The organism is Psychrobacter glacincola (genome assembly GCF_965118485.1).
Taxonomy (GTDB): domain Bacteria; phylum Pseudomonadota; class Gammaproteobacteria; order Pseudomonadales; family Moraxellaceae; genus Psychrobacter; species Psychrobacter glacincola_D.
Genome location: NZ_CBCPJH010000009.1, coordinates 76,240 through 96,026, shown reverse-complemented (window position 1 = coordinate 96,026; position 19,787 = coordinate 76,240). Strand labels below are relative to the sequence as shown.

The following is a 19,787-nucleotide window of genomic DNA, read 5'->3' as shown; positions in this document are numbered from 1 at the left end:
ATTTTGATATAAGCTACTGGCTTATATTATGCTTGATGAATCGCCATTTTATTGTTGATAACTATCGATAACTAACTTGCGCTTTCATATATTTTTAAAATAATCATTTTTAATATTGTTTTGAGATATAAGACGAATTTATTGCCTGTACTTTATCCCATATTTTTATTGTCTGCACTTTATCTTATATGAAGGGAATCATATAGAGTTTTACGTGAGCTGAAAGGTTCTATAGGCAATAGCGTGATTGTCCAATCAAAATGTGTAATAAAAAATAGTCTTATAATAAAATTTATTAAAAAATTCGTTAAAAGGTCAGTTCTGATTTGAAGCGCACTATACTATAGCACTTGTGAAATTTTTGTTATACTTGCGCGTATATTAGCCACATTGGCAGCCATACATCAGACAAGGTAGAGAAGAATGCAAGCTTGGGTCATTGGAAATTGGAAGCAGAATCCAGCAACGAGTCATGACGTTGACGCGCTACTGGAAGATTTATGTGCTGCTATTAGTACAACCAAGCAACTTAGCCACGACAATTCCGCGCGCTGTCAAATAATGGTCGCACCAAGCTTTGTGCATTTAGCAGCAGTCAATCGTCGCCTTCAAGACACATCAGTACTATGCGCTGCTCAAGACGTCAGTGCCCATAGCGCTAGCGTAGGTGCTTATACCGGCGAGTGTTCAGCACAGCAAATTGCGGATGCAGGAGCTACATGGACTATCCTTGGTCATTCTGAGCGCCGTCAGTATCATCAAGAATCTAACGATACCTTATTGCAAAAAATGATTCATGCGTTATCACAAAATCTAGGCGTGGTATTTTGTATTGGTGAAACCCAAGCACAATATGATGCTAAGCAAACGCTGACAGTCATCGATAATCAGTTAGCGGTAGTCAAAGAGCTTGTTGCACAGCATGCAGAACTTCTTGATATATTGTCGACTTGTCTCATTATTGCTTATGAGCCGGTATGGGCAATCGGTACTGGTAAAGTACCAACGGTAGCAGAGGTAAGTTCCAATCATCAACATATTAAACAAACGCTGGCAGGATTTGCCGATTCTTTATCTAATATGACTGTTTTGTATGGCGGTAGTGTTAATGCTGATAATGCCGATAGCTTTGCTGCTGATCCTATGATTGATGGCGCTTTGGTTGGTGGCGCTTCCCTAAAAGCAGAGAGCTTTTTAGCGATTGCTACTGCCTTTACTAAAGGCAGTATTTAATAGATCATTGCTAGATTGAATAAAGGTGTGAGTCTTTATTTTATTTCTGATTCAAAAAATGTCTTTAACAGTTAGAAAAAGTGGCTTTAACAGTGCCCTTGCAATCGTGTACAATACGCCCTATTTATATCATCGATATGGCGTCATTTACCGCCAATCTTTATCACTATTAAACCACACGATTTATTTTTCGTTATCAGTCGTCATTACGCGGCAAAAGAGGCCACCATGTTTACGTTTATATTAGCCCTGCATATTATTGTGGCGATTGCCATGATTGGCTTGATTTTGATACAGCATGGTAAAGGGGCAGACGCAGGGGCTTCTTTTGGTGCCGGCTCTTCAGGTACGGTATTTGGTGCAGCAGGAACGGCTAATTTCTTAACAAGGGCGACAGCCGTATTGACTGCCATCTTTTTTATCACCAGTATGACCCTTGCGGTTCATGCTCGTAAGCAGGCAGAAGATCAGTTTCGTTTAGATGCGCCAGTTTCAGCACCACAAACGCCGCGCCCTTTGACTCAAAATCCTCAGTAGCTGCTGTTACTCTACGTTTTTTAAGTAGGCAGCCCTTGCTATTTGAAAGCGTTACATTTACAATGCTTTTTCTGTTTTTACAAGTTTTAAGCCTTTGATGCCTACCTTACGCGTCAACTATTAATGGGTATTAAGTATACAGATAGAGCAGTTAGAGTAATGCGATTGTGGTGGAATTGGTAGACACGCCATCTTGAGGGGGTGGTGGCGCAAGCTGTGGGGGTTCAAGTCCCCCCAATCGCACCAAGTTTTAAAGTTGTATCGTATTAAGTGAGTTGTTTATAAGTAGGTAAGATTTTTAATTTAAATTTATTTTAAATAAAGATTGACACTACTATAAAATCCCCATATAATATGCACCATAGATTGATGCGGGGTGGAGCAGTCTGGTAGCTCGTCGGGCTCATAACCCGAAGGTCGTTGGTTCAAATCCAGCCCCCGCTACCACTTTTTATACTGATGTATTGCACACTAAATTAGTCAGTAACAATCAGCCCACCATTATGCTTGTGGGTTTTTTTGTATCTGACGGTCTGTGTCATCGCGATATCTATCCTAGTTATGCTAAGCTCTATGTCTATAGAGTGCGATACCATCTATAGCAGCTTGTCGTCACATGCCATTCATGGCGCGTTGATACTTAAGCACACTATCTTTTATCCCTCACTCTTTTATCGATAGTACTGCTTTATAAGTAATAAAAGCATGGCGCGGCTGAGCTTGATATTTGTCAGGCTTACCCTGATATACACACCCAGTAGATATAATTTGTGTTTATACTTTAAGCATAAAACAATCATTTCGCTTTCAATAACGATAGGTTCTTAATAAATAATGATGAAGAAAAACTTCAGTAGTATTTATTAAGTAAGATGGATCAGTGAATAGGAAAAGATAAACAGATTATGAAGCTTTCGACCAAAGTTACAGAATTGACCAATATCATTGCCCCTGCCGTCGCGGCTTGCGATGTGGCACTATGGGGTATAGAGTTTGCACCACAGGGTAATCGCTCTTTGTTACGCATTTATATTGAGGCATTGCCAGAAGATAAAGCCCAAGATAAGCAAGTAACGATTGAAAACTGTGCCGCAGTAAATCATCAAGTGAGCGGTATCCTAGAGGTTCATGATCCAATTGCTGGCGAGTTTATTTTAGAAGTATCTTCACCTGGTTTTGATCGTGCTTTCTTCTCAGATGAGCAGATGCATAGCTATGTTGGTCAAACAGTGAGCGTACGTTTGATACAAGCAATTGGTGAAGGTGATAAGAAGCGCCGTAAAGCGACTGGTACTTTAGATAGTATTGATGCCAGCTCTTTAAAGCTAACCGCCACTGATGGCGAGCAGTTTGAGATTGCATTAAGTAATATCGATAAAGCCAATTTAATTTATGAAGATGCTTAATCTATTCGCTATTAGAGTAAAGCGTTTTATGTGTAAATACAGTTAGTCTAATAGCTTAGATGGCTGATGGTGAAAATATAGAGTAAGTTAAAAATTATAAAATTTAAGTCAATTAAAAATGATAGGACAGGTATAGCATGAGTCGTGAAATCTTAACGGTAGTAGAAACTGTCAGTAACGAGAAGGGCTTGAATCCTGAAGATATCTTTGAAGCAATCGAAGATGCTTTGGTCGTCTCGACTAAGAAAAAAGTATACACCGATCAGCCGGAAGTAGAAGTGCGGGTGTCAATTGACCGTGCAACCGGCGATTATGATACTTATCGTTATTGGACAGTGGTTGCAGATGAAGACCATGAAATGCCTGCTTGTCAGCTTGCAATTACTGACCTTGATCAAGAAGAATGGTCAATCGGTGATATCAAAGAAGAGCAAATTGAGTCGATCGAATTTGGTCGTATTGCTGCCACTCAAGCCAAGCAAGTTATCATCCAAAAGATTCGTGAAGCTGAACGTAATCTAGTAGCCGATGCTTTTGAGCCACGTGTTGGTGAGATGATGTATGGCGAAGTCAAAAAACAGACTCGTGATGGTTTTATTATCGATTTAGGTGATAACGCTGAAGGTTATTTGTCACGTGATCAGATGTTGCCACGTGAGCAGCTACGTGCAAAATCGCGTATCAACGCTATTTTGTATCATGTGAACCGTGAAAACCGCGGCGCACAATTGCTATTATCACGTACCCACCCTGAAATGCTCTCGGCATTGATGCAAAAAGAAGTGCCTGAGATTGCAGAACAAATTATCGAAATTCGTAATGTCGCTCGCTTGCCGGGTACTCGTGCTAAAATAGCGGTTAAGACCAATGATCATCGTATTGATCCAGTTGGTGCTTGTATCGGTATGCGTGGTACACGTATCCAAGCAGTACAGCAAGAGCTTGATGGCGAGCGTATTGATGTGGTGGTTTGGTCAGACGATCCTGCCCAGTTTATCATCAGCGCATTAGAGCCTGCAGACGTTAGTAGTATCATTTTAGATGAAGATACAAAAACGGCTGATATTATTTTTAGCACCAATGATCAGTTGGCGCGCGCAATTGGCTCACAAGGTCAAAACGTACGCTTAGCCTCTGAGCTGACCGGCTATAAGCTCAATATGATGCTAGAAGAAGAGTATCAGCAGCGTCAAGCAAACGAATCTAAAGCCTTTATTGAACTATTCTATGAACGTTTAGAAGTTGATAAAGACTTAGCACAAGCGCTTGTTGATATTGGTTTTACCAGTATTGAAGAAGTGGCTTATGTACCAGCTGAAACTTTCTATGATATTGAAGGTTTGGATGATGAAGCGATTGAGATGATTCAAGAGCGTGCAAAAGAAGTGGTCATCGCCGACGAATTGGTCAAACAACAGAACATGAAAGAGCCAAGTCAAGAACTACAAGATCTTGAAGGTATGACGGTCAGCTGGGCTTATAAAATGGCTCAAAAAGATATCATTACCGTAGATGACTTGGCAGAACAAGCCGTCTTCGACTTAGAAGATATCGAAGACTTAGATAGCGAAACTGCAGGAAAACTCATCATGAAAGCTCGGGAATCTTGGTTCAATGAATAAGCGGTAACTGCATATCGCTGTCTTTTGGTGATATGCTATCGATAATAAAGTGCTGATATGAGCAACATCTATATCAGCCTTACCCCAATCATTTGTAGCCAACAACTGAATTGAACATATAGCAAATAATAGACAGTAGGTGATAATAAATGGCAGATAAGACCGTCAAAGAACTGGCAGATATGGTAAGCAAAACCGCAAGTGCTGTACAACAGCAACTGGTAGATGCTGGACTGCCTGCGCGCGCAGAGGGTGACCTAGTCACTGAGCTTGAGCAGGAAAAGTTGGTGACGTATTTAAAGCAAAGTCATGGTCAGGAAGAAAAGCGTCGCATTAGTCTGAAGTCTAAGACAACTAGTACCGCACGCGTGACCGGCTCTTCAGGTAAATCTAAGAGTGTCAATGTTGAAGTACGTAAAAAGAAAGTGTTCGAAAAGCCTGATCCAGAAAAAATGGCTGAAGAATTGGCTGCGCGTGAGCAAGCGATGATTGAGTCGCAAGCGCGTGCTGCTAAAGATGCTGAAGATCGTGCTGCTACCAAGAAAAAATCTGAGGATCGTCAAGCAGCGACCCTAGCTGCAATGCGTGCAAGTTTGGGTTCTAGCAAGAAGTCTAGTGACAAGAACGATGATATCTCAACCTCAGTGGTTGTGAAAAAAGGTGGTAAGACCACAGTTGAGGTCAAGCCAAAAGAACAGCCTAAGAAGAAAGTTGCGGCGACGAAACCAAAAGTTGAAACGGCTGTTGAGCGTAAGGCTCGCGAATTACGTGAGAAAGAAGAAACACGTCTACGTGAAATCGAAACTGAAACACGCCGTACCCAAGCTGAAGAAGCGCAAAAGCGTACACTTGAGCAAATGCGTAAAATGGCTGGTCAATATACTGATCAACCAACGACTGAAGTTCGTAAAGATGAACCATTGGCAGAAGGTTTGGTCGGTGATGCATTAGAAGAGTCGTTTGAAAAAGAGCGTCGCGAAATCAAGCGTGGTACCAGTACTACTAGTGCTCGTGGTGGCCGTGGTCGTCGTAAAAATCAAGACGAGCGTGAAATTAAAAACCGTAAAAATGGTTTACGTTCAACGCAAGCCTCACAGCATAAATTTGAAAAACCTGTCGAAAAAATCGTTTATGACGTAGAAATCAGTGAGCAAATCACGGTTTCTGATCTTGCTCAGCGTATGGCGGTCAAAGCCCGTGAAGTAACCAAGTTACTTATGAAAATGGGTGAAATTGCTCGCGAAAACGATACGATTGATCAAGCAACAGCCAGTCTAATCGTAGAAGAGATGGGTCATAATCCAGTACCGGTTAGTGATACTAAAGTTGAAGACGATCTACAAGACGCCGTTGATGAGCGCAGCAGTAACGTGCAAACGCGTCCACCTGTGGTCACTATCATGGGTCACGTTGACCATGGTAAAACATCACTATTAGATAAAATTCGCGCAACAAAAGTCGCGACTGGTGAAGCGGGCGGTATTACCCAGCATATCGGTGCTTACCATGTGAAGACGGATCGCGGTGTTATCACTTTCCTTGATACCCCAGGTCACGCGGCATTTAGTGCCATGCGTTCACGCGGTGCACAAGCAACGGATATCGTTGTAATCGTTGTCGCTGCTGATGATGGTATGATGCCACAAACTGCAGAAGCGATTGATCATGCTCGCGCCGCTGGTACACCTATCATTGTTGCTATCAATAAAATGGATAAGCCTAGTGCCGATCCTGATCGTGTACTGAATGAATTAACGGCTAAAGAAGTGGTTTCAGAAGAGTGGGGCGGTGATACCCCGATGGCCCGCATTTCAGCCAAAACTGGTGACGGTATTGACGAGCTGTTAGAACTCATCAGCCTACAAGCTGAACTGATGGAGCTAGAAGCGCCATTAGATGGTGCTGCTCAAGGTGTGGTTATCGAGTCAAGACTTGAAAAAGGTCGTGGTCCGGTTGTGAGTGTACTGGTCAAAAAAGGTACATTGAAACAAGGCGACTTAGTCTTGGCAGGTGAGCATTACGGTAAAGTTCGTGCGATGACTGATGAGCATGGTCAGCGTATTAAATCCGCTGGTCCTTCAATTCCTGTAGAGATTTTAGGGTTACCTGAAACGCCAGCAGCTGGTAGCGAATTCTTAGTCTTAACAGATGAGAAAAAAGCGCGCGAAGTGGCAGATTTCAGAACCAATCGTGAGCGTGAGCGTCAGCTTGAGCGTCAAAATGCGATGCGTTTAGAAAGCATGTTCGATCAGATGGAACAAGGTAATGTATCATTCTTAAACATTGTTCTAAAAACAGATGTTCGTGGTTCACTTGAAGCATTACTTGCTGCATTGAACGAGTTATCAACGGACGAAGTTAAAGTTCGTGTGATCAGCTCAGGCGTTGGTCCTATCTCTGAATCTGATGTTACTTTAGCTGAATCTAGCGAAGCAGTATTACTAGGCTTCAACGTCCGCGCAGATGCAACTGCACGCCGTAAAGCAGATGCAGCAAATATGGATATTCGCTACTACAGTGTTATCTATGGCTTGATTGATGATGTTAAAGCTGCGATGAGTGGTATGCTTGCGCCTGAACATCGTGAAAAAATCTTGGGTGTTGCAGACGTTCGTGAAGTATTCCGCTCTAGTAAATTTGGTGCTGCTGCCGGTTGTATGGTAGTTGAAGGTACAATTTATCGCAACAAGCCTATCCGTGTATTGCGTGATGACCAAGTTATCTTTACCGGTCAATTGCAGTCATTGCGTCGCTATAAAGAAGACGTCAATGAAGTACGTACCGGTATGGAATGTGGTCTAGCCGTTCGCGGTTATGATGTAGAAGCCGGCGATAAAATTGAAGTCTTTGAAATTCAAGAGTTCGCACGTACTATCTAAAGTCACTGCTTAAAACTAAGGTAGCTAATATACAAACTGCTTATTAAGCAGGGCATATTAGCTATTTTATCAGTATTCAGCTGTACTTAGGCCTAACAGGTACATCCTGCTAGGCCTTTTTCAACAATTTTAATCTCCAAAAATTTTAGTCTTCAAACTTATTGATAAATAAACTATTTAATGAAGACAAGTCATATCGAAAATAAGGTAATAACATGAATCAACGTTTACAACGTCTAGCTGATCAGATTCAGCGTGAGCTTGCTGTTCTTATTCGTGACGCCGTCAATGACCCGCGTTTGACCGGTTTTGTCACGATCTCTAGCGTCAAGGTCAGTCCGGATTTGGGCTACGCTGACGTTTATGTCACCATCATGGAGCCTGAGCTTAATGATGCTATGACCATGTCAAATCACGAAGAAAGCGTTAAAGTGCTTAATAAAGCGGCAGGATTTTTGCGTACTGAGCTTAGCCACAGCTTAAAGACACGTACCACACCGCGTCTGCGTTTTCACTACGATGAAGTTACCGCACGTGGTAACTATATGATGGATTTAATCAGTCAAGCCGTCAGCAAAACTGAGCTAAATGAGTCTGACGAGTCTGAAAACGAAGAGTAAAAAGGTACAAAAACAATCATGACGATAGCCTCTACAAAAGCTTCTACGCAAGCTGATAATAGCGCTAATAAAGTGCCTACCAAAGTCAAGGTCTCGGGTGTTATATTAGTAGATAAACCTCAAGGTATGACTTCACAGCAGGTGGTATCAAAGGTAAAGTATCTTTTTAAATCACCAAATCATGATAGTAAAAAAGCTGGTCACACGGGTACGCTTGATCCGATGGCAACTGGCTTATTGCCTATCTGTTTGGGTGAAGCGACTAAGTTTAGTCATTATCAACTTGATGCTGATAAATCTTATCAAGCGACGATTTTACTTGGTAGTCAGACAGATACGGGTGATGCTGACGGAAAAATCATTGCGCAGACCGCTATTCCATCGTTCGATATAGTGATGCTAGATACTGTCGCTCAGCAATTCTTAGGGGCGCAGCAGCAAATTCCTCCGATGTATTCTGCTTTAAAGAAGGATGGCAAAAAACTCTACGAGTATGCCCGCGCTGGTATTGAGATAGATAGACCATCAAGAGATATAGTGATCAAAGCAATTACTCTAAAAGCTATCGATGATGAGAAAGTACAGCTAACGGTGACTTGCTCTAAAGGTACCTATGTGCGCGTATTGGCAGAAGATATCGCTAAAGTCCTAGGCACGTTAGGCCATTTAACCGCATTGCGCCGTCTTCAAGTAGGTGACTTTAGCATAGATGATGCCATTACTTTGTCAGACCTAGAAACATTAGCATTAGAAAGTCGTCAGACGCATTTATTGCCTGTGGATGCGTGTGTTAATCTCGAAGCCGAGCTTATGCTGACGACAGAGCAGTGTGCACGTGTACAGATGGGTCAACGCCTGAATGTCATTGACCAGCTCACTGCTGAATTGCAGCGCTATATTACTACCAAGATCGAATACCAATTAGCTACGGATGAAAACGCTATTAATCATCAGGAAACTAACGATGATAACCATATTAAAGAGCAGCAATTGGCGCATGAAATAGCGATAGATATTCGTCTTATAAATGAGCAAAAAGAATTTATCGGCTTAGGGTCAGTTAGCTTAAATGGTCGATTACAACCTAAAAAGTTGATTCAGTTGTAATTTAAGTAGGTGAATTCGAGTATTTTTATCACTCAAGAACTGTAAAACTTACTAAGAATTCACACAAGTCACATATCATCACATTTTATTGCAGGTTTCACCTATAGTGAAACCTGTTTTTTTTGTACCTTAGTTAAGTCGGCTAGGGAAAAACGGACAAGGAGAAAGTCATAATAAGAAAAGTTATAATAATAAAAACAGGCACATAATAAAAATTAAAATAAATAACAATAATTCCTAAACATAAAAATAATAAGACATTAACTAATATAAAGGCATACAGTTAAATTTAGAGGTAATTAAAAAAATATCGAAGAACTAATCAAGAAATATAAGGAATATTATGAAAACCATTGCTTTTTTATTGCACAATAACTTTGAACAGGCAGAGTATAAGGAGGTTAATAACCAATTAAAAGCCAAAGGTTATAAAACGCTTCTTATTACTACTAATGAGGATAAAGAAGTTCAAGCAATGCAGCAAGATGTCAATAAAGGTGATACTTTCACAGCTGATATTTTTGCTAAAGACGCAAAAGTAGCGGATTACGATGCTTTAGTCTTGCCTGGCGGCACAGTTAATGCGGATACGATACGTGGTAATAAAGAAGCCCATAATATTATTAACGCTATTAACGATGCAAATAAACCATTAGCTGTTATTTGCCATGCTCCTTGGGCTCTCATCAATACTGGCATTGCCAAAGGCAAAACGTTAACTGCCTATAAGACGTTACAAACTGATTTAGAAAATGCTGGGGCAAAATTTGTAGATAAAAGCGTACAGGTAGATGGTAATCTTATTACCTCACGTAACCCAGACGATATTAAGAATTTTGTAGAAGCGATTGATAAAGCACTCTCGTAATTAGATAGCTGTTACTAAATTTCAGTTCTTAGAACTTTTTATAAGTAAATCTAAAAAAGGAAAACACTATGTCAAACCCTAATCCAAACGATACCAAGCTTGAGCAACAACGTTCAGATACGGCAATCAAAGCTCTTGAAGAACAAACTGAAGGTAATAATACGAAAGATACCGACACTGCCGCTGAGCATGTAGCCGATAATTTAGAAAACACTAAAAAAGACCAATAATAGATTATTTAAATTTATTATCACTATAGATAGTGCGAACTATAAGAATTAGCTTAAATGTGCTCACTATTAATTAATAAATTATTAGTAAAGAAAGGCCCAAAAATAACCATAATTAGGAGCCACTATGAGTGATTCAGTAAAGAATATGGACGAACAAGAGCAGGAAATTCACAATCTTGCAGAGGATATAAATCCTAGCGAAGATGTTGCTCCAGATAGCTTAGCAGAAGCGACGACTGTGCCTCTAGAAGATGATGATCTTGGTGGTACCGTGAACGAAGATGGTATTAAAAATAAAAATAGCCGATAGTACAGAATTTTAGTCTGTCATTTTTAAAGATATTGTTTGATATACTCTCTAGATATAGCCTATAAACCATAACAAAAAACTGCTGTTAGCTCAGCAGTTTTTTGTTATAATTGCCCTCACATTTAGAATGTGCTTAAGTAATAAGCTTTATTTCAAACCTTTATATAAATAGGGATTGGGTAATAGTGTATTACTTGGAGTCTTATTCAAATGAAAGTACAACTTATTGAGCTTGTCGTACACTAGGTCAACTCTAGTAATGCAGGGTTGTCCCGAATGTCAGTCAGACTATTTCATTTATTCTATCATTTTACACTCATTAAAATTTATTGATGAACTGTAGATTTTTAGCATTGCCGGAGAGATTTATGCTAACTAATGCCGATCGCGAACAAATCATTGCTCAGTACCAACGTGGCGAAAACGATACAGGTTCACCAGAAGTTCAAGTAGCTTTGTTAAGTGCTCGTATCAACGATTTACAAAACCATTTCAAAGCTCATAAAGCGGATCATCATAGCCGCCGTGGTCTTATCCGTATGGTTAACACCCGTCGTAAATTGCTTGATTACCTAAAAGGTAAAGATCTTGGTCGCTATACCACCCTTATTAGCCAGTTAGGTCTACGTCGTTAATTTGACGACAGTAGTACAAGTGGTCGTTGAAACAAAAGATGCCTTAATCAGGCAGTATTTTAGAGTTTTTGCGCAGCCAGTTGGAACTTGCTTGTTAATATCGATACAATAGATTTTTCTAAAAACGGTGTGGAATAGTTTCACGCCGTTTTTTTATGCTTATCAGTATGGTATAAGCTTAAGTCGCTAAAAAAGCTTATATTTTACTAAGTAGTAAGTATTTTGAATAAATAGACAGTGGGGTATTTGATTGGTCAATGACCATAAATCACTGTAAAATAATGCTTTCTAGGTTTCATTGTATTGCTTATTATAGACAGAAATGCATAAGTAACGAAGTTGAAAGGCTCCATAGATGGGGCGATTTTGATGCTATAAAGATTTAAATAATCGCTATAGTAAACCGAATTTTAGTATTAATTCATATGTATGGCTGCGCGTTCTATACCAGCCAATTACATAAGATAAGTATTTGATAATAATAGTTTTTATAGACAGGATTTACAAGTATAAAGACGGTCTATTAAAAGCTATATACAAAGAATTTTAATGACAGATATCAGTGTTTTTTTGCTGATATTATTTCGTCAGTCAATATTAGGAAAATTATATGACAATGTTTAATACCATTAAGCGTGAGTTTCAATATGGCAACCAACAGGTTGTCATCGAGACTGGACGTATTGCGCGCCAAGCCAACTCTATTTTAGTCCATATGGGCGGCGTTACTGTATTGGTAGCTGCGGTTGTAAAGTCTGATGCTAAAGAAGGTCAAAACTTCTTTCCATTAACGGTTAACTATCAAGAAAAAATGTATGCTGCAGGTAAGATACCAGGCGCTTACGGTAAACGTGAAGGTCGTGCGAGCGAGTCCGAAACCTTGACCTCGCGTCTGATTGACCGCCCAATCCGTCCGCTATTTCCTGAAGGTTATGTGAACGAGATTCAAATCACAGCGACAGTGGTGTCATCTGATAAAACCCAATCAGCGGATATCGCAGCACTTATCGGTGCTTCAGCGGCATTAGCTATCTCTGATGCCCCATTCAATGGTCCTGTTGCGGCAGCCCGTGTTGGTTTTATTAACGGTGAATACGTACTAAACCCGACCCTTGAAGAGCTTAAAGCAAGTGATCTTGACTTGGTAGTCGCTGGTACTAAATCTGCGGTATTGATGGTGGAATCTGAAGCGGCAGAGCTGTCAGAAGATCAAATGCTAGGTGCGGTTTTATACGGTCATCAGCAGCAGCAAATCGTTATCGATAACATTGCTTCAATGGCAGCAGAAATCGGTACTGCTAAGCAGCAATATACTGCTCCTGTACGCGATCAAGCGTTAGAGACTGGTATGAAAGAGCAGTTTGGTACGCAAGTATCTGACGCTTATACCATCACTGATAAGCAAGCTCGTTACAGCAAGCTTGATGAAATTAAAGACGCTGCTATTGCAGCCCTTGCTGGAGACGCTGAGTCAGAAGGCTATGCTGATACAGTATCTGAGCTAAAAGAAATCTATAACGATCTAAAATATCGCACCGTTCGTGACAATATCTTGTCAGGTAAGCCACGTATTGACGGTCGTGATTTAGAAACCGTTCGTGCGCTTGATGTACAAGTCGGTGTCTTGCCATTTACTCATGGTTCAGCACTATTTACTCGCGGTGAAACTCAAGCATTAGTAACGACCACGCTTGGTAATACTCGTGACGTAAACATGATTGACTCGCTAGCGGGCACAATCCGTGATCATTTCATGCTGCATTATAACTTCCCACATTTCTCAGTAGGCGAAACGGGTCGTGAAGGTATTCCTAAACGTCGCGAAATCGGTCATGGTCGTCTAGCGCGCCGCGGTGTACAAGCGATGCTGCCTGATAGCGATCGCTTCCCATACGTTATCCGTGTGGTATCTGAGATCACTGAATCAAACGGTTCATCGTCAATGGCTTCTGTTTGCGGCGCAAGCTTGGCATTAATGGACGCGGGCGTACCAATTAAAGCACCGGTTGCCGGTATTGCGATGGGCTTGGTCAAAGAAGGCGAGCGCTTTGCTGTATTGTCTGACATCCTAGGCGATGAAGATCATCTTGGCGATATGGACTTTAAAGTGGCTGGTTCTAAAGACGGTATTACCGCCCTGCAAATGGATATCAAAATCGAAGGTATTACCCCAGATATCATGGAACAAGCGTTAAAACAAGCGCATGCTGGTCGTATCCATATCTTAGACGCGATGAACAAAGTATTGCCTGAGAGCCGTACTGAAATCAATGCTCATGCACCTAACTACGCGGTTATCGAAATCAATCCGGACAAAATCCGTGATGTTATCGGTAAAGGCGGTGCGACGATTCGTCAGCTAACCGAAGAAACTGGTGCCGTTATTGATATCGATGATGCCGGTACTATTCGTATCTTTGGTGAAAACAAAGCAGCAACCAAATTGGCGATTGCTAAAATCGAAGCAATCACAGCAGAAGTTGAAGTAGGTAAAACTTACGAGGGTACGGTTGCTCGTATCGTTGACTTCGGTGCCTTTATTAACGTATTGCCAAATACTGATGGTCTGGTACATATCTCACAAATCGCTGATGAGCGCGTAGAAAACGTTTCTGACTATCTAAAAGAAGGTCAAATCGTTAAAGTATTGGTACAAGACGTGGATAACCGTGGTCGTATTAAACTGACCATGAAAGGTATTGAGCAAAACTAATGCTTGATATTTGATAGCGTTAATATTTAAAAAACCGCTTTGAATCACTTATTATGAGTGTTCAAGGCGGTTTTTTTATGGGCGTAAATAACAACGGATATCAAAATAAGCTGTTATAAGGTAATGTCTTTTGGCAGATGAATATCGATGCGAATGTTAGGTAAATTTTTTAGCGCTTGCGTCAGTAACGGTAAAATATGCGTATGCCAATCCAGAGGAATCAGATTTTCTATGTTGGATTCATCGGTACTATTTTGTTGTGGCTTATTAAAAATAAGAGGACGTGCTAGTAGGGCAACTCTGCGAATACCTTGATAACGTATTAGTGGTATGAGCTGTTGCTGCAAATCGCCTAAAGCAGCCATTAACCAGCGTAATCTTGTTGGATGATAAGGGTGGTCTGAGATGACGAGGTTGGCGATATAACTTGGTTGGTTACCATTACTACTGATACCTAGACCAGCATGCTCAAGTGAGCGTTTATGTAGCAAACAGCTACCTACTGCTAGGCTACTATCACGGCAAGCACGGAAGTAACGTTGATAGTTATCAGGGTATAAGGTTTTGGCTCTACTAAGAATAGTGTCTAAAAGGATACCAGCAGTGTTGACTGGCAGTATAAGCAGCTGCGCGCTACTATTTAGAATAGGGGCGTGAGTGAGTTGCAAAGTTGCCATCATTCATCTTCTATATAAAATTATACGTTGTTTAGCATTAGGTTTTATTTAGTATTGTTATTATTTAGCTTCCATTTTAGCAGCAGTATCGATCTCTAATTGAGCGATTTGTTGCTCGAGTAAAGCAATCTCCTCCGCCTTCAATTCTGTCAATTTCTTGGTCATCGTAATCTGCTCAGCAGCGAGCTTTTCTTGTTCGACTAGGCGCTTGCGCTCATCTTCTAAACGATCTATTTCTTCTTTTGCCAAACTGTCTGTTTCTGGTAATGGGGCTTCTAAGATGGCTTTAGGGTTAGAGATATTAGAATCAGTTATGTTAGCGCTGTCTTGATTTTCATCATTAATAACATCCCTAACGTCATCTTCTAATGGCACGGAAGCAATTCGTGTAGGCTCATCTTGTTCGGAAGTAACTGGTAAGTTTTCAGCAGTGGTATAATTAGGCTGAGATGCCATGCTTTTCCAAACTAAATAACCAACCAATAATACAATTAATAGAATACCAAACCACCATTTTGGGCGCGGCTTATTAAAGTTGGCAGTCTTAGTGGTTTTTTTGCTTGAAGCTTTATTGGGTAAAGGACGCATTTTTTGGCTTTTCATTCTACAGTCAATTTAGGTTGAGATATTAGTTGCCATACTATAGCAAACTCGAAATAAAAAAGCCCATCTATTGCTAGATAGGCCAGTAGTTATAACCTCATTTACAACGGTAATGAGATATGACTATTTGATACTCAGGGTTTAATCAGTCTTTATTTAAATTTGACTGTACCACTGGTTCCGGTATGCATTGCATCACGGATAAGTTGATCCTCAAGATGGTTCTTGGCACTGATAGCATCAGGATCGGGACGATGTTCGCTATGTCCGCACAATGTGCATTCGATATACTCATCAGGTTCTGGAGTGACGATATTTATTTGTACCACAGCATCCATCGTTTGACACTTAGGGCAGCGAACACCCGATAGAAATTGCCGCTTTGGGCGCGTCGATTGATAACGCATCTAAATCACCTCACGTGTGGTTGCAGCATTAGCAGCAGCACTATTTTTAGTCTGGTTTTTGGTATCTATAAAACCACTATGACGTAGCAAAGCATCGATACTGGCACTGCGACCACGGAAGTTCTCAAAGTTTACTTTGGCAGGGAAGCTACCACCAACGGATAAAATGGTCTCACGGAAGGCTTTACCAGTCACAGGATTAAAAATACCGTCTTCTTCAAACTTACTAAAGGCGTCGGCAGATAGTAGCTCGGCCCATTTATAAGAATAATAACCTGCCGCATAACCGCCAGCAAAGATGTGGCTAAAACCATTGGCAAAGCGGTTATAGTCTGGTGTCTGCATAATCGAAATATCATGACGTACAGTATTTAGAGTCATTAATATACCTTTGTAATCAAGCGCTGGCGTTTGTGCATGAATTAATAAATCAAACAATGCAAATTCAATTTGACGCAGAGCTTGAAGTCCGCTTTGGAAGTTTTTAACGGCCAATAGGGCATCAAGTTTGTCTTTTGGTAATGGCGCGCCTGTTTCGACATGACTACTAATCAGCTCAATACCTTCCGCATCCCATGCCCAGTTTTCCATAAACTGGCTTGGTAGCTCGACAGCATCCCACTCTACACCATTGACGCCAGCAACATCACTTACAGTGACTTGAGTCAAAAGATGATGTAAACCGTGACCGAACTCATGGAATAAGGTAACGACTTCATCATGGGTCAATAAGCTTGGCTTACCATCGAGCGCTGGGGTAAAGTTACCGACCATAAAGCATACTGGTAGCTGCTGATGGTTTTGTTCGTCATAACTATAACGTGACTGAAAGCCGCTCATCCAAGCGCCGCCGCGTTTACCACTACGGGCAAATAAATCAAAATAGAAACCGCCAAGCAGATTGTCATCAGCATTAAATAATTGATAAAAACGAACATCATCGTGCCAACGCGACACAGATTCATTTTGCTCTTGTACTTTGATGCCGTATAAACGCTCAACAATGGCGAATAAGCCGCTAATTACTTTTGGTAACGGGAAGTATGGGCGGATTTCTTCTTGTGATAGGCTAAATTCGCTTTGTTTTACTTTCTCAGCGATATAAGCGCTGTCCCATGGCTGCAAATCTTTAATACCATAATCCTGCGCATATTTTTGCAATTGTGCCAAATCCTGCTCAGCAGTTGGCGTTGCTTGCACCGCTAAATCATGCAAAAAGCTTTCTACTTCTGCCACACTATCTGCCATTTTGGTCGATAGCGATACCTCTGCATAGTTATTAAAACCTAGCAATTTGGCTTTTTGCTCACGTAGTTGCAAAATCTCACTCATAATATCGGCGTTATTTAATGATTCGCCCTTGGCATTGGTGTGCTCATCAAACTCAGAGGCACGAGTAACATAAGCACGATATAAAGTCTCACGCAGATTGCGATCGTCGGCATGGGTCATGATGGCAAGATAGACAGGAATGTTCAAACTTGCCACATAATAAGGCATTGGTAAGGCATCAATCTCTGCTTGCGTGAGCGAACCATTTGCAAGCTGGCTTGTTTTATATTGCTCACCAGCATCGGCTATTAATGCCAAACCACTTTCAGTCAAACCTGCTAACTGTTCTGTTTTAAGCGGCAACGCATAAGCTTGAGTGGCGTCTAACACATGGTCGGAAAAAGTTGCTGACAAGGTAGATAACTTGCTTTGAATCGCGGCAAATTTTTCTTGTTCAGTTTTTGGTAATGCGACCCCTGATAGCTCGAAGCTGCGTAGCGCAAGCTCAATAGCACGTGCTCGAGCTGGCTCAAGGGCTGCAAAGAATACCTTGTCATCGACGATAGTTTGATAGCGGCTAAATAGCGGTTGATGCTGACCGACTCGCGTGCCATAGGCAGACAGCTTTGGTAACAGCTCATGATGGACATGACGAATCTCATCGTTACTCATCACGCTATTAAGATGCGATAAAATTCCCCAACTGCGATCTAATGCCAAGTTGATATGATCAAAGTTTTTTATATCGGTCAGCGCTTGCTCAGTATTTAGAGCGTTCTCTGATTCCTTGTTATCTGTCATTACCGTTAATTCATCAAGAAATGCATTGGCAGCGTCAATAGCACTAATCACTTGCTGTTGTAAGGTAGCTGGCGCAGTATTGGCAAAATCGACAAGGTGTAGCTCTTGAGAAATAGAAGTCATAAAAGGGTCCGTTATAAATAATGAATATGATAAATAAGCTGCTTTGATATAGTGTAATTATTCAAATCGTTCAAATGATAGAAGGGCATTGTTGTTTATATTTAAATAAGATAAATTGATATCAAAATATCTCAAAAATAAATGTCTCAATGCGAGACTAATTTTGTAGTGTGTACGCCAATCATCATTAATGATTATTAGTGCACTATCTAAAAGATGGGTCTTCACCGGCAAAAATACAAGCTCAGAAATAAAGCTTTACCAAGCTGATGAATAAGCTAAATTTGTTATAGCGGTTACGTTTTGTGTTGCTAGCATTTACAAAGCGTCATCATTTGCTTGCAAATCAACCCTATAGCTTATGATGTCAAGTTGATAGGGTTATATGACTTAATTGTTATAGTATGAATAGCGTGTTAAGCATGCTATGTTACTAAGAGTATGGTGATTAAGAGCATGTTGCTATCTTATATAAAAATTTAAAAAGCAGCGACAGGCAAAGCATACCAAAAGTAGTACTGTAAATTCATGGTCATAAAACAAGGAGCAGTATTTATGAAAGCAACTCTAAAAAGCTTACGTGAAACAAAGGCAAATCCAGCAGTCAGTATTTTTGTCAAAACTCATCGCGAACACCCTGCTAACGACAAAGATCCCATTGCCCTAAAAAACCAATTAAAAGTCGTCGAAGAACGCCTAACCAATGAGTATGACAAACGTACCGCGACTACTATCTTAGACAATATTCATGCTAAGACCAAAGAGCTCAATCATAATCATAACCTAGATACCTTGGCTATTTTCGCTAGTACTGACGATGTACAAGTGATTCGTATGCCCATTGATACCACTGAGCGTGTAGTCATCTCACATCGCTTTGCGACCCGTGATTTGGTGCGTGATATGGCAAGTGCGGTACATTACTATACCGTGGTATTGACTCGTGATAAGGCGCGTTTGATTGAAGCCTCTAATGACCGTGTGGTACGTGAGTTTACGCCAGATGAAGCAGTTCAAAACAATATGGAAAATATTCCATTTCCTATCGAAAATAATGGGCTACATACCACAAGTGATGGCGGCTCAGACCGTTCAGCTAATAATGAAAGCAGCGCTTTAAAAGAGTTCTTTAACCAAGTAGATAAGAGTGTTCAAGAGCTGTGGGGCGAGCACAAAATGCCGCTCGTTATCGTTGGTGACACCAAAAATATCGGTTACTATAAAGATGTTTGTGACCGTCCTGATAATATTATTGCCACGGTATCGAATGCCACTAACTTAGAAGATGGTAGCGCTCAGCGTATTATCGATAGTGTGCAAGACGCAGTAGAAGAGTATCGTACTTCGCTACATCATGCAGCATTGGGTGAGATTGATAAAGCGCGCGGTGCAAGTATGCTGCAAACTGACTTGCAAGAAGTCTATCGTAGTGCTTTCCAAGGGGTAGGCGAGACCTTATATGTCCGCCGTGGTTACATCCAAGCCGCTAAAATCGATGAAAAAGCGCAAACGTTAAGTCTGGCTGATGATGCTAGCGCAGAGGGTATCACTGACGATGCCATTGGTGAAATCATTGAGCATGTTATTCATAATGGCGGTAAAGCGGTCTTTATGCCACAAGATATTATGAGTGCAGACCAACCGATTGCTCTTGTGACCCGCTATTAATAGACGGCTTAAATTCAGCAATGAATGAGCCAGTGGTTATTGATGGTACTGTTATTAACACTAGATAGGTATA

The 19,787-nt window shown here is 40.9% G+C and carries 17 protein-coding genes and 2 tRNA genes; 15 read left to right on the top strand and 4 right to left on the bottom strand.

The annotated features are described in order from the left end of the window. Positions 1 to 423: 423 nt before the first annotated feature. The 14 genes from tpiA to pnp all read left to right on the top strand — a co-directional run bounded on the left by tpiA (position 424) and on the right by pnp (position 14,163). A complete protein-coding gene (gene tpiA, locus ACMHKH_RS05040; RefSeq protein WP_413519569.1) occupies positions 424 to 1,233 on the top strand; it encodes a triose-phosphate isomerase in 810 nt (269 codons plus the stop codon). A 228-nt stretch (positions 1,234 to 1,461) separates the two neighbouring features. Further along, entirely contained in the window at positions 1,462 to 1,770 is a 309-nt protein-coding gene (gene secG / locus ACMHKH_RS05035; RefSeq protein ID WP_011512446.1) for a preprotein translocase subunit SecG, read from the top strand. A 161-nt stretch (positions 1,771 to 1,931) separates the two neighbouring features. Continuing rightward, positions 1,932 to 2,016, top strand: a tRNA-Leu gene (locus ACMHKH_RS05030). Positions 2,017 to 2,140: 124 nt separating this feature from the next. Next, a tRNA-Met gene (locus ACMHKH_RS05025) sits at positions 2,141 to 2,217 on the top strand. Between the two features lie 458 nt (positions 2,218 to 2,675). Beyond that, positions 2,676 to 3,176 (top strand): ribosome maturation factor RimP, encoded by a 501-nt coding sequence (gene rimP, locus ACMHKH_RS05020; protein ID WP_413519568.1) that lies wholly within the window; start codon positions 2,676 to 2,678, stop codon positions 3,174 to 3,176. A gap of 137 nt (positions 3,177 to 3,313) precedes the next feature. Next, on the top strand, positions 3,314 to 4,798 hold the full coding sequence (nusA, locus tag ACMHKH_RS05015) for a transcription termination factor NusA (RefSeq protein WP_413519567.1): 1,485 nt from the start codon (positions 3,314 to 3,316) through the stop codon (positions 4,796 to 4,798). Between the two features lie 149 nt (positions 4,799 to 4,947). Further along, positions 4,948 to 7,677 carry a translation initiation factor IF-2 gene (gene infB / locus ACMHKH_RS05010; protein WP_413519566.1) on the top strand — a complete coding sequence of 910 codons (2,730 nt, stop codon included), beginning with the start codon at positions 4,948 to 4,950 and terminating at the stop codon, positions 7,675 to 7,677. Positions 7,678 to 7,892: 215 nt separating this feature from the next. Then, entirely contained in the window at positions 7,893 to 8,297 is a 405-nt protein-coding gene (locus ACMHKH_RS05005) for a ribosome-binding factor A (protein ID WP_413519565.1), read from the top strand. A gap of 18 nt (positions 8,298 to 8,315) precedes the next feature. Next, complete coding sequence (truB, locus tag ACMHKH_RS05000) at positions 8,316 to 9,404, top strand: tRNA pseudouridine(55) synthase TruB (RefSeq protein ID WP_413519564.1); 1,089 nt, start codon at positions 8,316 to 8,318, stop codon at positions 9,402 to 9,404. Positions 9,405 to 9,747: 343 nt separating this feature from the next. Continuing rightward, the gene (locus ACMHKH_RS04995; protein ID WP_413519563.1) at positions 9,748 to 10,272 is read left to right on the top strand and encodes a type 1 glutamine amidotransferase domain-containing protein; all 525 of its coding nucleotides are present in this window, start codon (positions 9,748 to 9,750) and stop codon (positions 10,270 to 10,272) included. Positions 10,273 to 10,340: 68 nt separating this feature from the next. After that, positions 10,341 to 10,502, top strand: a complete 162-nt coding sequence (locus tag ACMHKH_RS04990) for a hypothetical protein (protein WP_413519562.1) — start codon at positions 10,341 to 10,343, stop codon at positions 10,500 to 10,502. A 127-nt stretch (positions 10,503 to 10,629) separates the two neighbouring features. Further along, complete coding sequence (locus ACMHKH_RS04985; RefSeq protein ID WP_413519561.1) at positions 10,630 to 10,815, top strand: hypothetical protein; 186 nt, start codon at positions 10,630 to 10,632, stop codon at positions 10,813 to 10,815. Between the two features lie 368 nt (positions 10,816 to 11,183). Further along, positions 11,184 to 11,450 (top strand): 30S ribosomal protein S15, encoded by a 267-nt coding sequence (gene rpsO, locus ACMHKH_RS04980; RefSeq protein ID WP_079690572.1) that lies wholly within the window; start codon positions 11,184 to 11,186, stop codon positions 11,448 to 11,450. 610 nt (positions 11,451 to 12,060) lie between these two features. Continuing rightward, positions 12,061 to 14,163, top strand: coding sequence for a polyribonucleotide nucleotidyltransferase (gene pnp / locus ACMHKH_RS04975; protein WP_413519560.1), 2,103 nt, complete (start codon positions 12,061 to 12,063; stop codon positions 14,161 to 14,163). Positions 14,164 to 14,276: 113 nt separating this feature from the next. Here pnp and ACMHKH_RS04970 read toward each other — a convergent pair whose 3' ends face one another. The 4 genes from ACMHKH_RS04970 to ACMHKH_RS04955 all read right to left on the bottom strand — a co-directional run bounded on the left by ACMHKH_RS04970 (position 14,277) and on the right by ACMHKH_RS04955 (position 18,046). Beyond that, the gene (locus ACMHKH_RS04970; protein ID WP_413519559.1) at positions 14,277 to 14,840 is read right to left on the bottom strand and encodes a hypothetical protein; all 564 of its coding nucleotides are present in this window, start codon (positions 14,838 to 14,840) and stop codon (positions 14,277 to 14,279) included. A 60-nt stretch (positions 14,841 to 14,900) separates the two neighbouring features. Continuing rightward, complete coding sequence (locus ACMHKH_RS04965; protein WP_413519558.1) at positions 14,901 to 15,443, bottom strand: hypothetical protein; 543 nt, start codon at positions 15,441 to 15,443, stop codon at positions 14,901 to 14,903. Between the two features lie 152 nt (positions 15,444 to 15,595). Further along, complete coding sequence (locus ACMHKH_RS04960; RefSeq protein WP_413519557.1) at positions 15,596 to 15,850, bottom strand: hypothetical protein; 255 nt, start codon at positions 15,848 to 15,850, stop codon at positions 15,596 to 15,598. Beyond that, a complete protein-coding gene (locus ACMHKH_RS04955) occupies positions 15,851 to 18,046 on the bottom strand; it encodes a M3 family metallopeptidase (RefSeq protein WP_413519556.1) in 2,196 nt (731 codons plus the stop codon). Between the two features lie 555 nt (positions 18,047 to 18,601). Here ACMHKH_RS04955 and ACMHKH_RS04950 point away from each other — a divergent pair. Then, positions 18,602 to 19,714, top strand: coding sequence for a hypothetical protein (locus ACMHKH_RS04950; protein WP_413519555.1), 1,113 nt, complete (start codon positions 18,602 to 18,604; stop codon positions 19,712 to 19,714). Positions 19,715 to 19,787 lie beyond the last annotated feature (73 nt).

Bases quoted from the DNA above. Each gene is read 5' to 3' on its own strand.
- tpiA (WP_413519569.1), top strand. From the start codon at position 424: ATGCAAGCTTGGGTCATTGGAAATTGGAAGCAGAATCCAGCAACGAGT.
- secG (WP_011512446.1), top strand. From the start codon at position 1,462: ATGTTTACGTTTATATTAGCCCTGCATATTATTGTGGCGATTGCCATG.
- rimP (WP_413519568.1), top strand. From the start codon at position 2,676: ATGAAGCTTTCGACCAAAGTTACAGAATTGACCAATATCATTGCCCCT.
- nusA (WP_413519567.1), top strand. From the start codon at position 3,314: ATGAGTCGTGAAATCTTAACGGTAGTAGAAACTGTCAGTAACGAGAAG.
- infB (WP_413519566.1), top strand. From the start codon at position 4,948: ATGGCAGATAAGACCGTCAAAGAACTGGCAGATATGGTAAGCAAAACC.
- ACMHKH_RS05005 (WP_413519565.1), top strand. From the start codon at position 7,893: ATGAATCAACGTTTACAACGTCTAGCTGATCAGATTCAGCGTGAGCTT.
- truB (WP_413519564.1), top strand. From the start codon at position 8,316: ATGACGATAGCCTCTACAAAAGCTTCTACGCAAGCTGATAATAGCGCT.
- ACMHKH_RS04995 (WP_413519563.1), top strand. From the start codon at position 9,748: ATGAAAACCATTGCTTTTTTATTGCACAATAACTTTGAACAGGCAGAG.
- ACMHKH_RS04990 (WP_413519562.1), top strand. From the start codon at position 10,341: ATGTCAAACCCTAATCCAAACGATACCAAGCTTGAGCAACAACGTTCA.
- ACMHKH_RS04985 (WP_413519561.1), top strand. From the start codon at position 10,630: ATGAGTGATTCAGTAAAGAATATGGACGAACAAGAGCAGGAAATTCAC.
- rpsO (WP_079690572.1), top strand. From the start codon at position 11,184: ATGCTAACTAATGCCGATCGCGAACAAATCATTGCTCAGTACCAACGT.
- pnp (WP_413519560.1), top strand. From the start codon at position 12,061: ATGACAATGTTTAATACCATTAAGCGTGAGTTTCAATATGGCAACCAA.
- ACMHKH_RS04970 (WP_413519559.1), bottom strand. From the start codon at position 14,840: ATGGCAACTTTGCAACTCACTCACGCCCCTATTCTAAATAGTAGCGCG.
- ACMHKH_RS04965 (WP_413519558.1), bottom strand. From the start codon at position 15,443: ATGAAAAGCCAAAAAATGCGTCCTTTACCCAATAAAGCTTCAAGCAAA.
- ACMHKH_RS04960 (WP_413519557.1), bottom strand. From the start codon at position 15,850: ATGCGTTATCAATCGACGCGCCCAAAGCGGCAATTTCTATCGGGTGTT.
- ACMHKH_RS04955 (WP_413519556.1), bottom strand. From the start codon at position 18,046: ATGACTTCTATTTCTCAAGAGCTACACCTTGTCGATTTTGCCAATACT.
- ACMHKH_RS04950 (WP_413519555.1), top strand. From the start codon at position 18,602: ATGAAAGCAACTCTAAAAAGCTTACGTGAAACAAAGGCAAATCCAGCA.